Annotated in this window: 12 protein-coding genes and 3 pseudogenes; 7 read left to right on the forward strand and 8 right to left on the reverse strand. The window is 62.5% G+C overall.

Annotated elements, in window-relative coordinates; all coding sequences use genetic code 11:
• Positions 1 to 35: 35 nt before the first annotated feature.
• The 3 genes and pseudogenes from NKH21_RS08725 to NKH21_RS08735 form a co-directional block, all read left to right on the forward strand.
• Complete coding sequence (locus tag NKH21_RS08725; protein WP_352864257.1) at positions 36 to 1,280, forward strand: Tm-1-like ATP-binding domain-containing protein; 1,245 nt, start codon at positions 36 to 38, stop codon at positions 1,278 to 1,280.
• Positions 1,277 to 3,334 carry an oxidoreductase gene (locus NKH21_RS08730; RefSeq protein WP_352864260.1) on the forward strand — a complete coding sequence of 686 codons (2,058 nt, stop codon included), beginning with the start codon at positions 1,277 to 1,279 and terminating at the stop codon, positions 3,332 to 3,334. The genes NKH21_RS08725 and NKH21_RS08730 overlap by 4 nt, the downstream gene beginning before the upstream one ends.
• A 350-nt stretch (positions 3,335 to 3,684) precedes the next feature.
• Positions 3,685 to 3,969 (forward strand): annotated as a pseudogene (locus NKH21_RS08735) (IS110 family transposase); the annotation flags it as partial.
• A 237-nt stretch (positions 3,970 to 4,206) separates the two neighbouring features.
• Here NKH21_RS08735 and NKH21_RS08740 read toward each other — a convergent pair.
• From NKH21_RS08740 to NKH21_RS08750, 3 genes and pseudogenes are all read right to left on the reverse strand, one after another.
• Positions 4,207 to 4,350, reverse strand: a pseudogene (locus tag NKH21_RS08740) (transposase domain-containing protein); the annotation flags it as partial.
• A 149-nt stretch (positions 4,351 to 4,499) separates the two neighbouring features.
• A pseudogene (locus NKH21_RS08745) lies at positions 4,500 to 4,799 on the reverse strand (IS66 family transposase); the annotation flags it as partial.
• A gap of 475 nt (positions 4,800 to 5,274) precedes the next feature.
• Positions 5,275 to 6,144 carry a helix-turn-helix domain-containing protein gene (locus NKH21_RS08750; RefSeq protein ID WP_352864263.1) on the reverse strand — a complete coding sequence of 290 codons (870 nt, stop codon included), beginning with the start codon at positions 6,142 to 6,144 and terminating at the stop codon, positions 5,275 to 5,277.
• Positions 6,145 to 6,237: 93 nt separating this feature from the next.
• Here NKH21_RS08750 and NKH21_RS08755 point away from each other — a divergent pair, with 93 nt between their 5' ends.
• The 4 genes from NKH21_RS08755 (at position 6,238) to NKH21_RS08770 (ending at position 11,471) form a co-directional block, all read left to right on the forward strand.
• Entirely contained in the window at positions 6,238 to 7,782 is a 1,545-nt protein-coding gene (locus NKH21_RS08755; protein ID WP_352864265.1) for a 4-hydroxyphenylacetate 3-hydroxylase N-terminal domain-containing protein, read from the forward strand.
• A 94-nt stretch (positions 7,783 to 7,876) separates the two neighbouring features.
• Entirely contained in the window at positions 7,877 to 9,400 is a 1,524-nt protein-coding gene (locus NKH21_RS08760; RefSeq protein WP_352665623.1) for a tripartite tricarboxylate transporter permease, read from the forward strand.
• Between the two features lie 15 nt (positions 9,401 to 9,415).
• Positions 9,416 to 10,600: a CaiB/BaiF CoA transferase family protein gene (locus NKH21_RS08765; RefSeq protein ID WP_352665622.1), complete on the forward strand. Its 1,185-nt coding sequence runs from the start codon at positions 9,416 to 9,418 to the stop codon at positions 10,598 to 10,600.
• A gap of 19 nt (positions 10,601 to 10,619) precedes the next feature.
• On the forward strand, positions 10,620 to 11,471 hold the full coding sequence (locus NKH21_RS08770) for a citryl-CoA lyase (protein ID WP_352665621.1): 852 nt from the start codon (positions 10,620 to 10,622) through the stop codon (positions 11,469 to 11,471).
• Positions 11,472 to 11,546: 75 nt separating this feature from the next.
• Here the strand turns inward: NKH21_RS08770 and NKH21_RS08775 are convergent, their stop codons facing one another.
• The 5 genes from NKH21_RS08775 to kdpC form a co-directional block, all read right to left on the reverse strand.
• Positions 11,547 to 12,056, reverse strand: a complete 510-nt coding sequence (locus tag NKH21_RS08775) for an NUDIX hydrolase (RefSeq protein WP_352864270.1) — start codon at positions 12,054 to 12,056, stop codon at positions 11,547 to 11,549.
• 129 nt (positions 12,057 to 12,185) lie between these two features.
• Positions 12,186 to 12,452, reverse strand: coding sequence for a hypothetical protein (locus NKH21_RS08780; RefSeq protein ID WP_352665619.1), 267 nt, complete (start codon positions 12,450 to 12,452; stop codon positions 12,186 to 12,188).
• Positions 12,453 to 12,612: 160 nt separating this feature from the next.
• Positions 12,613 to 13,305, reverse strand: coding sequence for a response regulator transcription factor (locus NKH21_RS08785; RefSeq protein WP_352864273.1), 693 nt, complete (start codon positions 13,303 to 13,305; stop codon positions 12,613 to 12,615).
• Positions 13,302 to 16,037 carry a DUF4118 domain-containing protein gene (locus NKH21_RS08790; RefSeq protein ID WP_352864275.1) on the reverse strand — a complete coding sequence of 912 codons (2,736 nt, stop codon included), beginning with the start codon at positions 16,035 to 16,037 and terminating at the stop codon, positions 13,302 to 13,304. The genes NKH21_RS08785 and NKH21_RS08790 overlap by 4 nt, the downstream gene beginning before the upstream one ends.
• 53 nt (positions 16,038 to 16,090) lie before the next feature.
• Positions 16,091 to 16,660 carry a potassium-transporting ATPase subunit KdpC gene (gene kdpC / locus NKH21_RS08795; protein ID WP_352665616.1) on the reverse strand — a complete coding sequence of 190 codons (570 nt, stop codon included), beginning with the start codon at positions 16,658 to 16,660 and terminating at the stop codon, positions 16,091 to 16,093.
• Positions 16,661 to 16,671 lie beyond the last annotated feature (11 nt).

Below are 16,671 nucleotides of genomic sequence, written 5' to 3' on the forward strand. Positions count from 1 at the left end.
AACCAAAAAAAAAAAAAAGAGTGGGAACCATGACAATGAAAGAAACGAAGACGATCCTTGTTATCGGTACGTTCGATACGAAGTCGGACGAACTGATCTATCTCGCTGACAGGATTGTCGCACAGGGCGGCCGAGCGCTCACGATGGACGTAAGCGTTCTCGGCGGTTCCATGCGGCCGACCAACGTCAGCAAGCACGATGTCGCCGAGGCTGCCGGGGCGTCGATCCAGACGGCGATCGCGTCCGGCGACGAGAACACCGCGATGCAGATCATGGCGCGCGGCGCGTCAATCCTGACAGCGAGGCTGCACGCGGAAGGCAAGATCGACGGCATGATTGCCATGGGCGGCACTATGGGAACCGACCTAGCTCTCGACTGCGCTCGTGCTTTACCACTCGGCGTGCCAAAATACGTCATTTCAACAGTCGCGTATTCTCCCCTCGTCCCCGCGGACAGACTTGCACCCGATATCCAGATGATCCTCTGGGCGGGAGGCCTCTTTGGGCTGAACTCGATATGCAAGTCATCTCTAAGCCAGGCTGCGGGCGCGGTTTTGGGGGCAGCGCAATCGGTCGAAACTCCGAAGCGGGATCGTCCCATCATCGGCATGATGAGCCTCGGTAGCTCGTGCCTTTCCTACATGAAACTACTCAAGGGTCCCTTGGAGGAGCGAGGATTCGAACTCGCCGTGTTTCATGCCACGGGCATGGGCGGCATGGCTTTCGAAACTTTGGCCGCGCAGGGATATTTCTGCGCCGTCATGGATTTCGCGCTTCCCGAACTCGGAAATCTTCTGGTCGGCTCCATCATCAACGGTGGCAAGAACCGTCTTCTTTCAGCCGGACAGAACAAGATCCCACAACTCGTAGCACCGGGCTGCGTCGATCTGGTAGACTTTCCCAGTTGGCAGGATATCCCTGCCCGCTTCGCCGACAGACCCTACCACGCGCATAATCGTTTGATTTCCTCCGCGGCGTTGACCGCGGAGGAGCGGAGGGAGACCGCCCGTGAGATCGGACACCGTTTGGGCAAGGCCCAGGCCCCCGTGCATGTGATCCTGCCAATTCTAGGTATCGAGGAATGGGACCGTGAGGGGCAACCCGCCCACGACCCGGTTGGATTGGCGGCTTTCTTCGACGAAATGCGCTCAGCGATACGGCATCCTGTGGAATTGACCGAGATCGACGCGCACATAAACGACGCGCTGTTTGCTGAAACGGTGCTTGGAATATTCGACGATTGGGTCGCTCGGGGCATTGTCACGAAGGCACTACAATGACGATACACGCCACCCCGATCGATGCTCGCTATTCGGTTCTGTTTGAACCCGTCAAGATTGGGCCGAAGGTCGCGCCGAATCGGTTCTTCGCTGTGCCACACGCGACGGGCCATTCCCCCCTCATGCCCAATGGCTCCATCGGTATGCGGGCGATGAAGGCGGAAGGCGGGTGGGGCACCGTCTGTATGCAGCTTTCCGAGATTGACCCGTCATCCGATATCTCGAACCTGCCGATTGAGAAATTTTGGGATGAGGTCGACGTCAGGAGCCATGCACGGTTGACCGAGAAGATCCGCGAGCATGGCGCGCTTTCGGCCATCGAGATTGGTCACAGTGGCATGCGTTCACGGGGCCTGGCGAATGGCTATCCGGTTCTCGGCCCATCCAGTCTTCCCGTTCTCAAGCCTGACGTCCCGGTCCAAAGCAAAGCCATGGACAAAAGCGACATCAAATTGCTGCGCGAGAACTATCGCGCCGCAGTTCGAAGGGCGAAACAGGCGAACTACGACATCGTCTATGTCTACGCCGCTCACGACGCGTCGATTCTTTGGCACTTCCTGACCCCGGCCTATAACCACCGAACGGATGAATATGGCGGGAGCTTCGCCAACCGGGTTCGGCTGCTACGCGAGGTCCTGGAGGAGGCCAAGGAAGAGGCGGGCGACGATATAGCCGTCGCCATTCGTTTTGCGGTGCATGAACTCACCGGGCCCAAAGCTATATTGAGTACCGGCGAAGGACGCGACGTCGTCGAGCTCCTGGCGGAGATCCCGGATCTCTGGGACGTCAACGTTGCCGGCTGGAGCCGGGACTCCGGTACGTCCCGATTTGACCCGGAAGGCTTCCAGGAAGAGTTCACGAGTTTTGTGAAGACGGTGACCACCAAGCCAGTCGTCGGCGTTGGCCGTTTCACGTCTCCCGACGCCATGGTGAGCCAGATCCGTCGCGGCATCCTCGATTTGATTGGTGGTGCGCGGCCTTCTATCGCAGATCCCTTCCTTCCCAATAAAATCCGCGAAGGACGGGTGGACGAGATCAGGGAGTGCATCGGTTGCAACATCTGCGTGGCCTCCGACGCGTACTCGATCCCGCTCCGTTGCACACAGAACCCTACGATGAGCGAGGAATGGCGGCGGGGTTGGCATCCCGAACGCGTTCCTAAAGCACAGGAAAGCAAAACCCTCCTTGTCATCGGTGGTGGACCGGCCGGGCTGGACTGTGCCTTCACCTTAGCGCGCGCTGGCCATCAGGTGACAATCGCCGATAAGTCGCAAGAGATGGGTGGACGCGTGAGCAAGGAAAGCAGGCTGAAAGGTTTGTCGGCCTGGAGCCGGGTCCGCGACTACCGTCTCTATCAGATGCAGCAGATGCCCAATGTCGAACTCTTCCTCGGTAGCGAGATCACACCCGAAATTGCCTGCGAATTCGGCGCGGACCACATATTTGTGGCCACTGGATCGTGCTGGAGGGACGACGGGCTTGGCCGCACCCGGTATACGCCGATACCAGGTTTTGCTGGCCACGCTTTCACGCCCGATAGCATCCTGGATGGCGACAGTCTGTCCGGTCCGGTGGTGATCTATGACGATGACCACTACTACATGGCCAATGTCCTTGCCGAACACCTCGCGGCGAAAGGTCACGAGATTCACCTGGTTTGTCCTTTGCCGTCGATCGCCGGCTGGATGGGCTACACACTGGAACAGCCTCGCGTGCTCAGCTCCCTGATCGCCGCCGGCGTCAAGATGTACCCGAACACAACGGCCGTCGAGTGGAAGGACGGTGCGCTGTATATCAAGCGGTCGGATACCTACGAACCGTTGCCCCGCATTCCGGCAACGGCCTTGCTGAGTGTTACGTCAAGACTTCCTCAAGACGATCTCTCCACCTCGCTTTCCCAGGCCGGCGTTCCGCACACGACAATCGGCGACGCGGTCGCGCCAGGGATCATTCAAGCCGCGGTGTTTTCCGGGCACAAGGCTGCGAGGGAGTATTTGGGAACCGAGCCGGCCGACCGCATCTTCAAGCGAGAAGTCCCGACCCTGTTCATCTGAATCGGAGCCTCCAATGAGTCCGATGTGCGAGGCGATGCCAATGCTGGACAGGCTTTCCAGTCTTAGATCCGAGCGGGTCTGTCCGAAGTCGCGTTAGCATATTCCCTCAACCCGGCGACCGCATGACGGTTCTTGATCGGGCTGGAGAAACAGGGTTATGTCGAATAGATCCCCGCGATCGTAGATACCGTCTTGGACGGTAGTGCTTCGCAACAATGCAAGCGCCCCGGATCGCCTTTCTCTCGTAAGACCGTATGTCCGCCTCTGTCGGTGAGGTGGCTCGCCCTACACTGCGCGTCCGAGAGTTGCTCGGGCGGACCGAGCCGATCCTCATCACAGGAGGACGAGCCGTGTCGGATTATAGGGAAGCATTTGTAGGAATCGATGTTGCAAAGCTGAGGAACGCCATCGCGATTTCGGAGGCTGGCCGGGGAGGAGAGGTTCGCTTCTTCGGCGAGGTCGACGCATCGGATGAGAGCATGCGCCGCGTTATCCAGCGGGTTGCCGCCAAGTTCGATCGGGTGTATTTCTGCTAGGAGGCCGGCCCGACCGGCTATGGTCTCTATCGGTTGATCCGATCGCTCGGCCATGAATGCATGGTTGTCGCCCCATCGCTAATCCCAAGGAAGCCCGGCAGGGGAATGCCCGTCAGACGCTTTGTGGCCGGCAATGGCCGACGCCCGCAGTAAGATAGGAACAGCCCCGGACGCACAATCGGGAATGCGGTAGCCAACCCGCGCATCAGAGCTTGATCACCGACGTCCTTCAGTTCCGCCTCCACCCATGCGCGACTATCAGAATGATCAGCCGTTCCTCGGATCGGGCGACCTCCTGCGTTCCAAACCTTTACAGCGGACATCAGAGCGCTGTTCTCAGGCCACGGCCTTTAGCTCGGGCGCCCGGATGTAGGCCCAAGGCAGCAGGTCGTCGATCTGGCTGTTCGGATGGCCGTTGACGATCCTGGTGAGTACGTCGGCGAGATAGCCGAGTGGCTCGACGCCATTGAGTTTGCAGGTTTATGCCGACCGCCGAACTATGCCGAGTGAGCAAGTTTTTACGGACACTTTCCTCAACATAGCGGTAGCTGGATCGGCATAGCTTAGGCTCTCTCCGTCGCAATTGACGCGAAGGAGAGGACACATGAACGCAAGTGGCTATCTGCAACGGCAGCGCGCTGTCCGCCGCGATCGGAACCGCAGAACAGCCAGGACTTTCTGCCGAGAGCGATGCCGCGCAGGGCTCGCTCGGCTGCATTGTTCGATAGGCAAATGTGCCCATCGTCGAGGAACCGGGTGAAGGATGACCAGCGGCGCAGCATGTCGTTGAAGGCCTTGGTCAGATCGTGTCCGCGCGAGAGCTTGTCGCGCGTCTCGATCATCCAGCGCTCGAGCTCGGTGACCAGCGGCACGCTCCGCTCCTGGCGCACGGCGTGGCGTTGGGCCGGCGACAGGCCGTTGATCCCGCGCGGGCAACGCTTCTTATCATCGAAGTTTCGGCCTGCCATTCAAAGAGTTCCTACACACCGAGCTCCCGAACCATTATCGCAATGGCCACGCGGGCGAGACAGAGGAACAGTTCTCCCAGCGGACGTGCCGAAGAAACCTTTCAGGCCTTTATCGTCTCCCTCATTGCGTTGGTCTCCTGGCCTGTTGGCCGCTGAAACTGTTGCTTGTGGAGGCCCGCGAGCGTGCTTTTGACGGTGCCGAGACCGTTCTCGCAGCATGCGGAATAGAGGCCCTCTTCAATCTCGCCAAAGGCGGGCACGTGGTTTCGGCTGAGGCAAAGCCGCCCGGCCCAGACGGGCGAAGAGAGGGCGCGCAGCCAGCCTGCATGGCAGCCTCAGTATCATCATCGAAGTTATGCCGAAAATGTCCGCGGCGGAGTGAGTAGGTTCCTGAAGCGCATTCGGTAATTCGCGCGACCACCCGGCTCACTATTCGCTACTCACTCCCCAGTCGTTTGCGCCGCCACGCCGCCGGCGACAGGCCGACGGCGGCGCGGAAGAAGCGCGAGAAATAGGCCGGGTCGTTGAACCCGGTCTCATAGGCGATGTCTTCGACCGGGCGCACCGTGAACAGCAGCAGGCGCTTGGCTTCGACCAGCCGCCGCTCGCCGACCGCCTGGCGTACGCCCGCGCCTAGCACCTGCCGCGCTGCCTTGTCGAGCAGATGGCGCGTGGTGCCGAGCGCGGCGACATAGCGCTCGACCGGCCAGTCGTCGCGAAAGTGCCGGTCGATGAGCCGCCGCAGCCGGCCGCCCAGCGCCACCGTTGCCGGCACCTCGACAGCATGCGACTGCGCATCGAGGCGGGCGATGCCCGACAATGCCACGGCGATCAGCGGCGGCAGGATTTTCTCCATACCGGGCAACCTGTCGGCGTATTCCGCCTGGATCATCCTGACCGTATCACCCAACCTTTCCCAAAGGGCCGTTTCACCGCGTCCGGTGACGAAGACCGGCTGATCGAGCGGCAGCGCGGACTGCTCGGCAATCGCCGCAAGTGCCGCATCGGCGACCGAGACGACGATGGCGTCGCTGCCAGGTTCGGTGCTGAAGCCGTGGACGACGCCGCTCGGCATGAAGCTTACGGTCGGCGTCGAAAAACTCCAGGCTTCGTCCTCGATCCGGTAGGTGCCGCTGCCGCCGGTCCAGAAGGTGACCTGCGCCATTTGCGGGTGCTTGTGCGCGAGAACCTGGCCGCGATGCACGAACGCGCGCGCAAGAACCGTCTCGACATGCAGGAATCCGACGTCGAGTGCGCGCGCCGGCTCGCCGTAGACGAAGAATTCGGGAATGGCGGTCTGGTTCATTGACTACCCGAAAAAGTCCAAGCGGTTTTGCGCTTTCGTCCATAAACCATTCCACCACATCGGACTAGTCTGGACCATAAAGGGAGGATCAAGATGCGATCGGAAGATTTCCGTGCCGACAAGGGGCGCCCGTTCACCGGGGCCGAGTATCTCGCGAGCCTGCGCGACGGCCGCGAGGTCTATATCAACGGCGAACGCATTGCCGACGTCACCACGCACCCTTCGATGCGCAATTCGGCGCGGTCGCTGGCACGGCTCTACGACGCAATGCATGATGCCAAGCGGCGGGAAATTTTGACCTCGCCGACCGACACCGGCTCGGGCGGCTACACCCATAAATATTTCCGCGTCGCCAAGTCTTCGGCCGAGCTTGTCGCCCAGCAGACGGCGATCGCCGAGTGGTCGCGCATGTCCTATGGCTGGATGGGGCGCACGCCCGATTACAAGGCAGCACTTATGAACACGCTCGGCGCCAATGCCGAGTGGTACGGCCCGTTCAAGGACAATGCGCTCGCCTGGCACAAACGCGCCCAGGAAGCGGCGCTGTTCATGAACCACGCCATCGTCAACCCGCCGATCGACCGCCACAAGCCGGCCGAACAAGTGAAGGACGTCTTCGTCCACATCACCAAAGAGACCGACGCCGGCATCTATGTCTCCGGCGCCAAGGTGGTGGCGACGTCCTCGGCGCTGACCCACTATAATTTTCTGGCGCAGAGTTCGGCGACGGTGACCGAGGATCCGTCGCTGTCGGTGATGTTCATCGTGCCAATGAACGCGCCGGGGATCAAGATGTTCTGCCGCGTCTCCTACGAGCAGACGGCCAACACGGTGGCGGCACCCTTCGACTATCCGCTGTCGTCGCGCTTCGACGAGAACGACGCGATCCTGGTGCTCGACAATGTCTTCGTCCCCTGGGAGGACGTGCTGGTGCTGCGCGACGCGCAGAAAATCCTATCCTTCCATCCGGCGTCGGGGTTCATGCATGGCTACTGCTTCCAGGGCTGCACGCGCTTCGCCGTCAAGCTCGACTTCCTCGCCGGCCTGCTGGCGAAGGCGCTGCGCGCCACAGGCGGCGATGCCTTCCGCGGCAACCAGGCGGCGCTTGGCGAAGTAATTGCGCTGCGGCACATGTTCTGGAGCTTTTCCAATGCCATGGCCTACAACCCGATCCCGTGGGCGAACGGCGCCGTGCTGCCCAATCTCGAGGCGGCGCTCGCCTATCGCACTTTCATGTCGGAGGCCTATCCGCGCGTCATCGATACGGTGCGTCGGGTTATCGCTTCGGGGCTGATCTACCTGCCGTCATCGGTGCGCGATTTCAACAATCCGCAGATCGACAAGTATCTCGCGCAATATGTGCGCGGCTCCAACGACATGGGCCATATCGAGCGCATCAAGATCATGAAGCTGCTGTGGGACGCCACCGGCACCGAGTTCGGCGGCCGCCACGCGCTTTATGAACTCAACTATGCCGGCGCGCCGGAAGAGGTGCGGCTGCAGGTGCTGAAGGGCGCTGAGCGCGGCGGGCGCCTGAAGGCGATGGAGGAACTGGTCGACACCTGCATGGCGGACTACGACGAAAAGGGCTGGACCGGCGACACCTGGCTGCCGCCGCTGCCGGCTGGCGCAAGCTGAGGTCGCGGCCATGGAGCCACAAGTTGCAAGGCTGGAGTTCCGTGAGGCGATGGCGCGGGTCTGTGCGCCGGCGCCATGCTGAGGGGCTGACGCCATGGAAACGCTCGGCCATCTCGCGCACGGATTTTCCGTCGCCTTCTCACCGATCAACCTCATATGGTGCCTGGTCGGCACCACGCTGGGGACTGCGATCGGCGTGCTGCCCGGCCTCGGACCGGCACTGACCATCGCGCTGCTGTTGCCGATCACCTATCAGGTGGCGCCGGAGGCATCCTTCATCCTGTTTGCCGGCATCTACTACGGCGCCATGTATGGCGGCTCGACGACATCGATCCTGCTCAACACGCCTGGCGAAAGCGCCACCATCGTCACCGCGCTCGAGGGCAACAGGATGGCCCGCTCCGGCCGCGGCGGCGCGGCTCTGGCGACCTCGGCGATCGGCTCCTTCGTCGCCGGCACGCTAGGCACGATCGGCGTTGCCTTTCTGGCGCCGATCGTCGTCAAATTCGCGCTGGCCTTCGGCCCGGCCGAATATTTCTCGCTGATGGTGCTGGCCTTCATCACGGTTTCGGCGGTGCTCGGCTCGTCGTCGGTGCGCGGCCTGACCAGCCTGTTCGTCGGCTTCGTCGTCGGCATGATAGGCGTCGATCTGCAGACGGGGCAGCCGCGCTTCACCTTCGGCATGAGCGAATTGTTGGACGGCGTCGACGTCATCGTCGTCGCGGTTGGCCTGTTCGCCGTTGGCGAGACGCTTTACATGGCCTCGCGCCGCTATGCCGGCAAGGACGACATCGTGCCGTTGAAAGGGTCGCTCTACATGACCGCGGCCGAATGGTCGCGTTCGTGGAGGCCATGGCTGCGCGGCGCCCTGATCGGCTTCCCGATCGGCGCCATGCCGGCCGGCGGCGCCGAAATCCCGACCTTCCTGTCCTATGCGATCGAGAAGAAACTCTCCAGACACAAGGAGGAGTTCGGCACGGTCGGCGCCATCGAGGGCGTTGCCGGGCCGGAAGCGGCCAATAATGCATCCGCCGCCGGCGTGCTGGTGCCGATGCTGACGCTCGGGCTGCCGACCTCGGCGACGGCCGCGATCATGCTGTCGGCATTTCAGAGCTACGGCATCAATCCGGGGCCGCTGCTTTTGACGACGCAGGCCGACCTGGTGTGGGGGCTGATCGCCAGCTTGTTCATCGCCAATGTCATCCTCGTCGTCCTGAACCTGCCGCTGATCGGGCTTTGGGTGCGATTGCTGAAGATCCCGGCGCCGCAGCTCTATGCCGGCATTCTGGTGTTTGCCACGGTCGGCACCTACGGCATCTCGCAATCGCCGATCGACCTCGTCATCCTCTATCTGCTCGGTGCCGCCGGTTTCCTGATGCGGCGTTTCGATTTCCCGACCGCGCCGGTCATCATCGGCATGATTCTCGGGCCGCTTGCCGAAACGCAGTTCCGCCGCGCGATGACCATCTCCAACGGCGATTGGACGGTGTTCTACAAGCATCCGCTGTCGCTGACGCTGCTGACGCTGGCCTTCATCGGGCTGGTCGGACCGCATATCTGGGCCTACATCGAGCACAGGCGCGTGCGCGGACCGGAGCACGTGCCGGGCGATGCCTGAGCTGTTCGTGACGTCATGACAGACCTGCTTTCCGGCATCCGCATCCTTGACCTGACCAATGTGCTGGCCGGCCCCTATTGCGCCTACCAGCTGGCGTTGCTCGGGGCCGACATCATCAAGGTCGAGACGCCGCAAGGCGGCGATCTGGCGCGCCAGCTCGGCGCCTCTCCGGAGCTCAACCGGGCGGGCATGGGCGCTTCGTTCCTGGCGCAGAATGCCGGCAAACGCTCGGTGGCGCTCGATCTCAAGCAGGAGGCCGACCGCGAACGCTTCCTCGATCTGGTCGCTTCGGCCGACGCGCTGGTCGAGAATTTCCGGCCCGGCGTAATGGACCGGCTGGGGCTTGGCCATGCCAGGCTGAAAGAGGTCCGGCCAAGCCTTGTCTATTGTGCGATATCGGGCTTCGGCCAGACCGGGCCGATGCGCGACAATCCAGCCTACGACCAGATCATCCAGGGTCTTTCCGGCATTATGAGCATCACCGGTACACCGGAAACGGCGCCGCTGCGTGTCGGCTATCCCGTCGCCGATACGCTTGGCGGGCTGGTCGGGGCGTTCGCCATTACCGCCGCGCTGGTCAGGCAGAAGACGACAGGCGAGGGCGCGTTCCTCGACGTCTCGATGCTCGAATGCACGCTTTCTGCGCTCGGCTGGCCGGTGTCGAACTATCTGACGGCGGATATCGAGCCGCAGCCGATGGGCAATGAAAACATGACGGCCGCACCGTCTGGCGCGTTTCGCACCGGCGACGGCTTGCTCAACATCGCCGCCAACAAGCAGGAGCAGTTCGTCGCGCTCTGCCGATTGATCGGCCGGCCGGAGCTGGCCTCGGATGTCCGCTTTGCCGAGCGCGAAACGCGCAAGCAGAACCGCATCGCCTTGAAGGCGCTGATCGAGGACGCCCTGGCGAGCGGCTCTGCCGCCGCCTGGGAGGAGACGTTCAATCGCGCCGGCGTGCCGGCAGGCCGGGTGCTGACGATCCCGCAGGTACTGCAGGAGCGACAGGTGATCGAGCGCGGCATGACGGCGCGCTTCCAGGCTGTGTCCGGGATGGACCGGCCGCTAACCGTGGTGCGAGGCGGCTTCATGGTTGATGGCGAGGCACCCTTGCCGAGCAGGCCGCCGCCGAAGCTCGGCGAGCATATGGACGAGGTTTTTGCCGGCCTGCCGCCACGCGCCAAGAAAAGAGCGAAGGCATGAGCGGCACGGAAAAGAAGGCATGAGCGACACGGAGAACAAGACTGGCCGTGCGCGCGGCGAGGAATGGTGGCAGACCGGCATCATAGAGATGCGCCCCGGCGTCATCCGGCTGCGCGGCTATGAAATCCAGGATCTGATAGGCCGCGTCAGCTTTCCGGCAATGATCTGGCTGATGCTGCGCGGCGAACTGCCGAGCGAGGAGCAGGCGGCGCTGCTTGGCATCGCGCTGGGTGCTGCCGTCGACCATGGGCCGCAGGCGCCGTCGATCGCCATCGCCCGCATGGCGATAACCTGCGGCGTCGGCATCAACAGCGCCATGGCCTCTGCCATCAACGTGCTTGGCGATGTGCATGGCGGCGCCGGCGAACAGGCGCTTTCCTTCTACGGCGACATCGCCGCCGAACTGGACGCCGGCGTGCCCCTCACGGACGCCGTGTCACTGCGGGTTGATCATTTCCTTGCTGGGGAAGACGGTTATGTGCCGGGGCTCGGCCATCGCTTCCACCCGGTCGACCCGCGGGCGCCCCGCCTCATCGAGCTGACCCGCGACTTTGCCGCGCGCGGCGTCGTCAGCGGGCGCTTCGCCGACATCGCCGAGAGGGTCGAGGCCGAGGTTGCGCGGCGCAAGCGCAAAAAAATCCCGCTCAATATCGATGGTGCCACGGCCGTCATCTACGGCGAGCTCGGCTTCCCGCCGCCTTTGACGCGAGGCCTTTTCGTGCTGTCGCGCTCGGTCGGCATCCTCGCCCATGCATGGGAACAGTCGCAGGAAAGCGACCGCAACAAGGGGCCGCTGCCGCGCGAATGGCTGTGGGCCTATACCGGCACGCCGGCGCGGCCTCTGGCCGAGGAAGACGATGGCAATCAGTGAGGCATTGGTCCAAGAGACGGCGGCGGGCGCTGGAACCAATTCCATCCCGACACAGCCGGGGCGGGGCTCCATCTTCTATTGGGCGTGATCTTTTCCGAGAACCGGATTCTGCTTTTCGGGATTATGCTCCACCTCGGGAATCCCGATGTTCCTCACCAGCGTCGAAAGATCCGGCTCGTCGATCAGCAATGCCGCGTCGGTCGGCGTCAGCCATGCCCGCTGCCGTCTCTTGGCTTCCTGCCAATTGGCAAGTTCCTCGGTTACCTCAAGCAAATAGACGACGACGTCGACGCGAACGAAGCGGTTCGTCAGCCGCTTCCAGTAGTGGTAGGTGCCGGCCGGCTGTTTCAGTGTTTTGCCGAGAACACCGGCTTCTTCCTGTGCTTCGATGGTGGCTGCCTTGCGGCCGCTCTTGCCCTTCATCGGCCAGCCCTTCGGTACGATGAAGCGCCTCGTCGTTCGCGATGTGACCAGCATGACCTCGACATCGCCGTGCTCGTTCAGCCGAAAGGGAATCGCCGCGACCTGATGAACCCCGTCGCCCTTCCTTGTCTTGCGTACGACCTTCTTCTTGCTGGCTGCCATTCGATAATCCAGTCGAGGCGGTGCCCAGACGGCAAGGGCAGCGTTGCAAAGTCTGCCGCTTTCAAGGGGCGCAAGCGGAGCGGCTTCCCCAGTATATAAGTCGGCTAAATAAATGAAAGGGCCCGGTCGTCAGCGGCAGGTGCTGACAAAGCCGCTCCCCGACGGCAGCAACTGGCAAGTTGGCCTCATCTGCGGCACCTCCGGCCGTTGCGGTATTGGGATTTGGCGATCCTGGGCACGGTACTGCTGTTGCTGCTGCTGGTATTGCTGCCGCCGCAGCCTGTTCTCCAACATCTGCAACTGGTCTTGCTGGATCAACACGTTGCGGTCGGCCGGACTGACGACCTGTGCCGATGCAGCCGGATTTACGCCCGACAGCATCGCCGCAGTCAGCATTGCCGACCCAAAAGACTGCAATAGGCGAAGCCGTGGCATTCGATCATTCCCGCACAAAACCAATCTTCCCTTAATATAGGGCTTTTGTCCGGCGACACCATGGCCGCCGCTGATTTGAAGCGGATTGGAAGAGGCATTTCGGCTTCGGATGCTCGTCGCGTCAATCGACTTCGCGCAGCCGGTATCCGACTCCGGTCTCGGTGGTGATATAGCGGGGCTGGTCGGGCATTTTTTCGATCTTTTGCCTGATCTGCCGGACGTAGACCCTGAGATATTGAACGTCGGTGGAGTCGCCCCAGACCTGCTTCAGCAGGAACTGGTGGGTGAGAACCTTGCCGGCGTGCTGCACCAAGGTGCGAAGAATGTCGTACTCCTTCGGCGAGAGCTTTATCTCCCTGTCCTCGACCTTGACGATGCGCTTCACCAGATCGACCGAGAGGTCGCCGGTTTGGAACACCGGCCTCTCACCCTGCTGCTGGAACTTGTGCCGAAGCGCGACGCGGATGCGTGCGACAAGCTCGTTCATACCGAATGGCTTGGTGACATAGTCATCGGCGCCGAGTTCGAGGGCCGAGACGATGCCGGCCTCATCAGTGCGGCTGGAAAGAATAACCACGGGAATGTCCAGGCCATCATCCCGCCATTTGCGCAGCAGCTCATGCCCGCTCATGCCGGGCAGGCCGAGATCGAGCAGCACAAGGTCCGGGTTTTCCGCTTCCATGAGTTCGATCGCCACCCTGGCGTTCGGCGCCTCGCTGATGGCATAGCCTTGGCTGCCGAGCCCGACGCGAAGCAGTTTTCGGATCGGCGGTTCGTCGTCGACCACCAATATCCTGACGTCCAGGCTCGTCATGCCAGGTGGTCCGTGTGTTGATCGTCTGCAGTGGTTTCACCGAGATCAGGCAGTTCTGCCGGCAGCGGCATCCTGATGGTGAAAACCGCACCGGTACGGTCGGTCCTGTTTGCCGCTGAGATGGTGCCGCCCATCGCTTCGATGAAGCCGCGGCAGATCGATAAGCCGAGCCCTGTGCCGGCACGCACCTGGTCGCCCTTACGTACCCGATAGAATGTATCGAAAACGCGCTCCAGATCGGCTGGCGGAATGCCTGGTCCTTCATCCATGATCTGCAGGATGACGAAGCCATTGTCTAGCCAGCCCTGCAGGCGGATCGTCGAACCTGGCGGCGCGTATTTTGCAGCATTGTCGAGGAGGTTGAACAGCACCTGTTCGAACAGAACGGGGTCGACCCGCAACATCGGCAGATCCGATGGAATATCGATCTCGGTCTTGTGCTCGCCGACGATTTTGCGGGCCCGATGCAGGGCTGAGCCGACAATGTCGCCGACATAGTGGAACGCATAATTCGGCTCCATCGTGCCGGATTCGATTTTGGTCATGTCGAGCAGATTGGCGATGAAGCGGTTCAGCCTCTCCGCTTCATCGAGCACGGTCGACAGCAGGTCCGCCCGGTCCTGCTCGGGAAGTGCGGCCTCGAAGTCCCTGAGCGTTCCGGCCGCTCCCATGACGGCGGCAAGCGGCGTTTTCAGATCGTGTGAAATGGAGGTGAGCAGGGCCGAGCGCAGACGGTCTGCCTCGGCCGCAAGCTTGGCCCGGTCGACATCGGCGACGAGCTGGATGCGCTCGATGGCGACCGCCGCCTGGTCGGCGAGCGCATCGAGCAGACGCTGCTGCTCGGGTGTCAGCAGCGGACCTTGCTTGTCGTTGTCGAGGCCGACGACGCCGACCGCCGTGCGTCCGGTCCGTAAGGGCAGATAGAGGCGTTTTGCGCCCGGCAGCGTGTCGGCGCCGCGTCCGGCGGCGCGGTTATGCTCCCACGCCCAGCGCGCCGCGGCAATGTCTGCCTCGGCCAGCGTGTCGTCGGGTGGATAGCCGGCCTTGACCGCAATCGTGCCGTTCTCCGGCAGAAGCAGCACCACACGCAGCTTCAGCATCGAGGCGATCTGGAAGGCAGTCGCCCAGAGAACGTCGTCGAGCGTGCCCGTTCCTGCCAGTTTCTTGGAGAACAAATAAAGATCCTCGGTAGTGCGGGCGCGGGATTGTGCCGCCACGACCTGGCGCTGCACCCGAGCCGTCAAATTGCTGGCGATGATCGCCACGCAAAAGAAGAAGCCGAGTGCGACGGCGCTTTCAGGGTCGCTGATATTCAGCGTGTAGAGCGGATCGAGGAAGAAGAAATTGAAAACCACGGCGCTGAGAACGGAAGCGAATATCGCCGGCCAAAGCCCGGCCGTGACCGCCGACGCCAGCACAGCCATGAGAAAGACGAGAGCGATGTTGCGCACATCCAGCACGCGCGACAGCAATTCGCCGAACAACAGCCCTGCCACAACATAGAAGACGACAATCAGACAGGGCCTGATGTCGAGGCGCGGTGGTTGAGCGGGGGTCAGCCCCCGCGACGGCGCGACTTGCGCCTGGGCGTCGCCGGAGACGACGTGAATGCTGATCTTGCCGGCATCGCGTATCAGGTCATAAGTGACGGAGCCGTCAAACAACTGCCGCCAGCGCGGCTTGCGCGGCTTGCCGGTGATGATGTGGGTGACGTTGTTGGCCGCCGCGTAACGCAGGATGTCGGAAGCGATATCGTGGCCGGGAATAGTGACGGCAACGCCGCCCAATTGTTCAGCAAGTCTAAGCGTCGATGCCAGCCTGTCGCGATCCTGCTCGGACAGGCCGGTTGAGCGCGGCGTCTCGACATAGAGCGCCAGCCACGAGGCGCGCAGCCGCTCTGCCTGGCGGCGGGCATAGCGCACAAGCGACGCGCTGCGTGGATCCTCATCGACCCAGACCAGGACACGCTCGCTGGCCGCCCACGGCCCCGGAATGGCGTGGGCCTGCATATGGTTGAGCAACTGCTCGTCGACACGCTGGGCGGTGCGGCGCAACGCCAGTTCCCTAAGCGCCGTCAGGTTGCCCGGCGAGAAGTAGTTCTCGATGGCGCGCTGAGCGGTGCTGGGGATGTAGACCTTGCCTTCCTCAAGCCGCTTGATCAGGTCGTCGGGGGTGAGGTCGATGATCTCGATGTCGTCGGCCTGGTCGATTATGGAGTCGGGGACAGTTTCCCGCACCCTGACGCGGGTGATCTGCGCCACGACATCGTTCAGGCTCTCGACGTGCTGGATGTTCAGCGTCGTGTAGACATCGATGCCGTGCGTCAGGATTTCCTGGACGTCGAGGTAGCGCTTGGGGTGACGGCTACCTGGCGCGTTCGTATGGGCAAGCTCGTCGACGAGGACGAGCGCCGGGCGCCGGGCGAGGATGGCGTCGAGGTTCATCTCCTCGAGGAGCCGCCCCTTGTAGTCGATCTCAAGGCGAGGAATGACCTCGTAGCCTTCGACCAGCGTCTGCGTCTCCTTGCGGCCGTGCGTCTCGACGATGCCGATCACCACGTCGACCCCGTCGGCCAGCCTGGCGCGGCCCGACATCAGCATCTCGAAGGTCTTGCCGACGCCGGGGGCGGCGCCGAGAAATATCCTCAGGCGACCGCGCTCCTCCCGCTCGGCATGCTCGAGCAGCGCGTCGGGAGAGGGCCTGGTTTCGGCGGTGCGGCTGTCGTCTGGCATAAGGGTCAATCATGAACGGTGCCGGCTTCGGTGTCGATCCCGGCGCCGGTCCTTCACTGTTTCATCGCATCGTCCAGCGCAAGGTTGAGGGCCAGCACATTGACCACCGGCTCGCCGATGAATCCCAATTCGCGATCCTCGACATGGCCGTCGACAAGCGATTTGATCCTGGATTCATCGACGCCCCTGGCCTTGGCCACCCTGGCAATCTGAAAATAGGCCGCATCGGGGCTGATATGCGGATCAAGCCCGCTGCCGGACGTGGTGACCAGATCCATCGGCACCGGCTGGTTCGGGTTTTCTGCTCTCAGCTTTTCGGCGTCGCTCTTGATGCGGTCGATGAGCTTCGGGTTGGTCGGGCCGAGATTCGAGCCGCCCGAGGCGGCGGCATTGTAGCCGTCGCCGGCAGCCGACGGGCGGCCATGGAAATAGCGGTCGCTCGCGAAAGCCTGGCCGATCAGCTCGGAACCGACGAGCTTGCCGTCCTTCTCGATCAGGCTGCCATTGGCCTGGCGCGAAAACAGCGCCTGGGCAATGCCGGTCATGCCGATCGGATAGACCAAACCCGTCAGAACGGTGAAGAAGACGATCATGACGATCGCGGGCCGGATTTGATTGAGCATCGACGTGGTTC

It is taken from the genome of Mesorhizobium sp. M1329 (assembly GCF_040318035.1).
Taxonomy (GTDB): Bacteria; Pseudomonadota; Alphaproteobacteria; order Rhizobiales; family Rhizobiaceae; genus Mesorhizobium.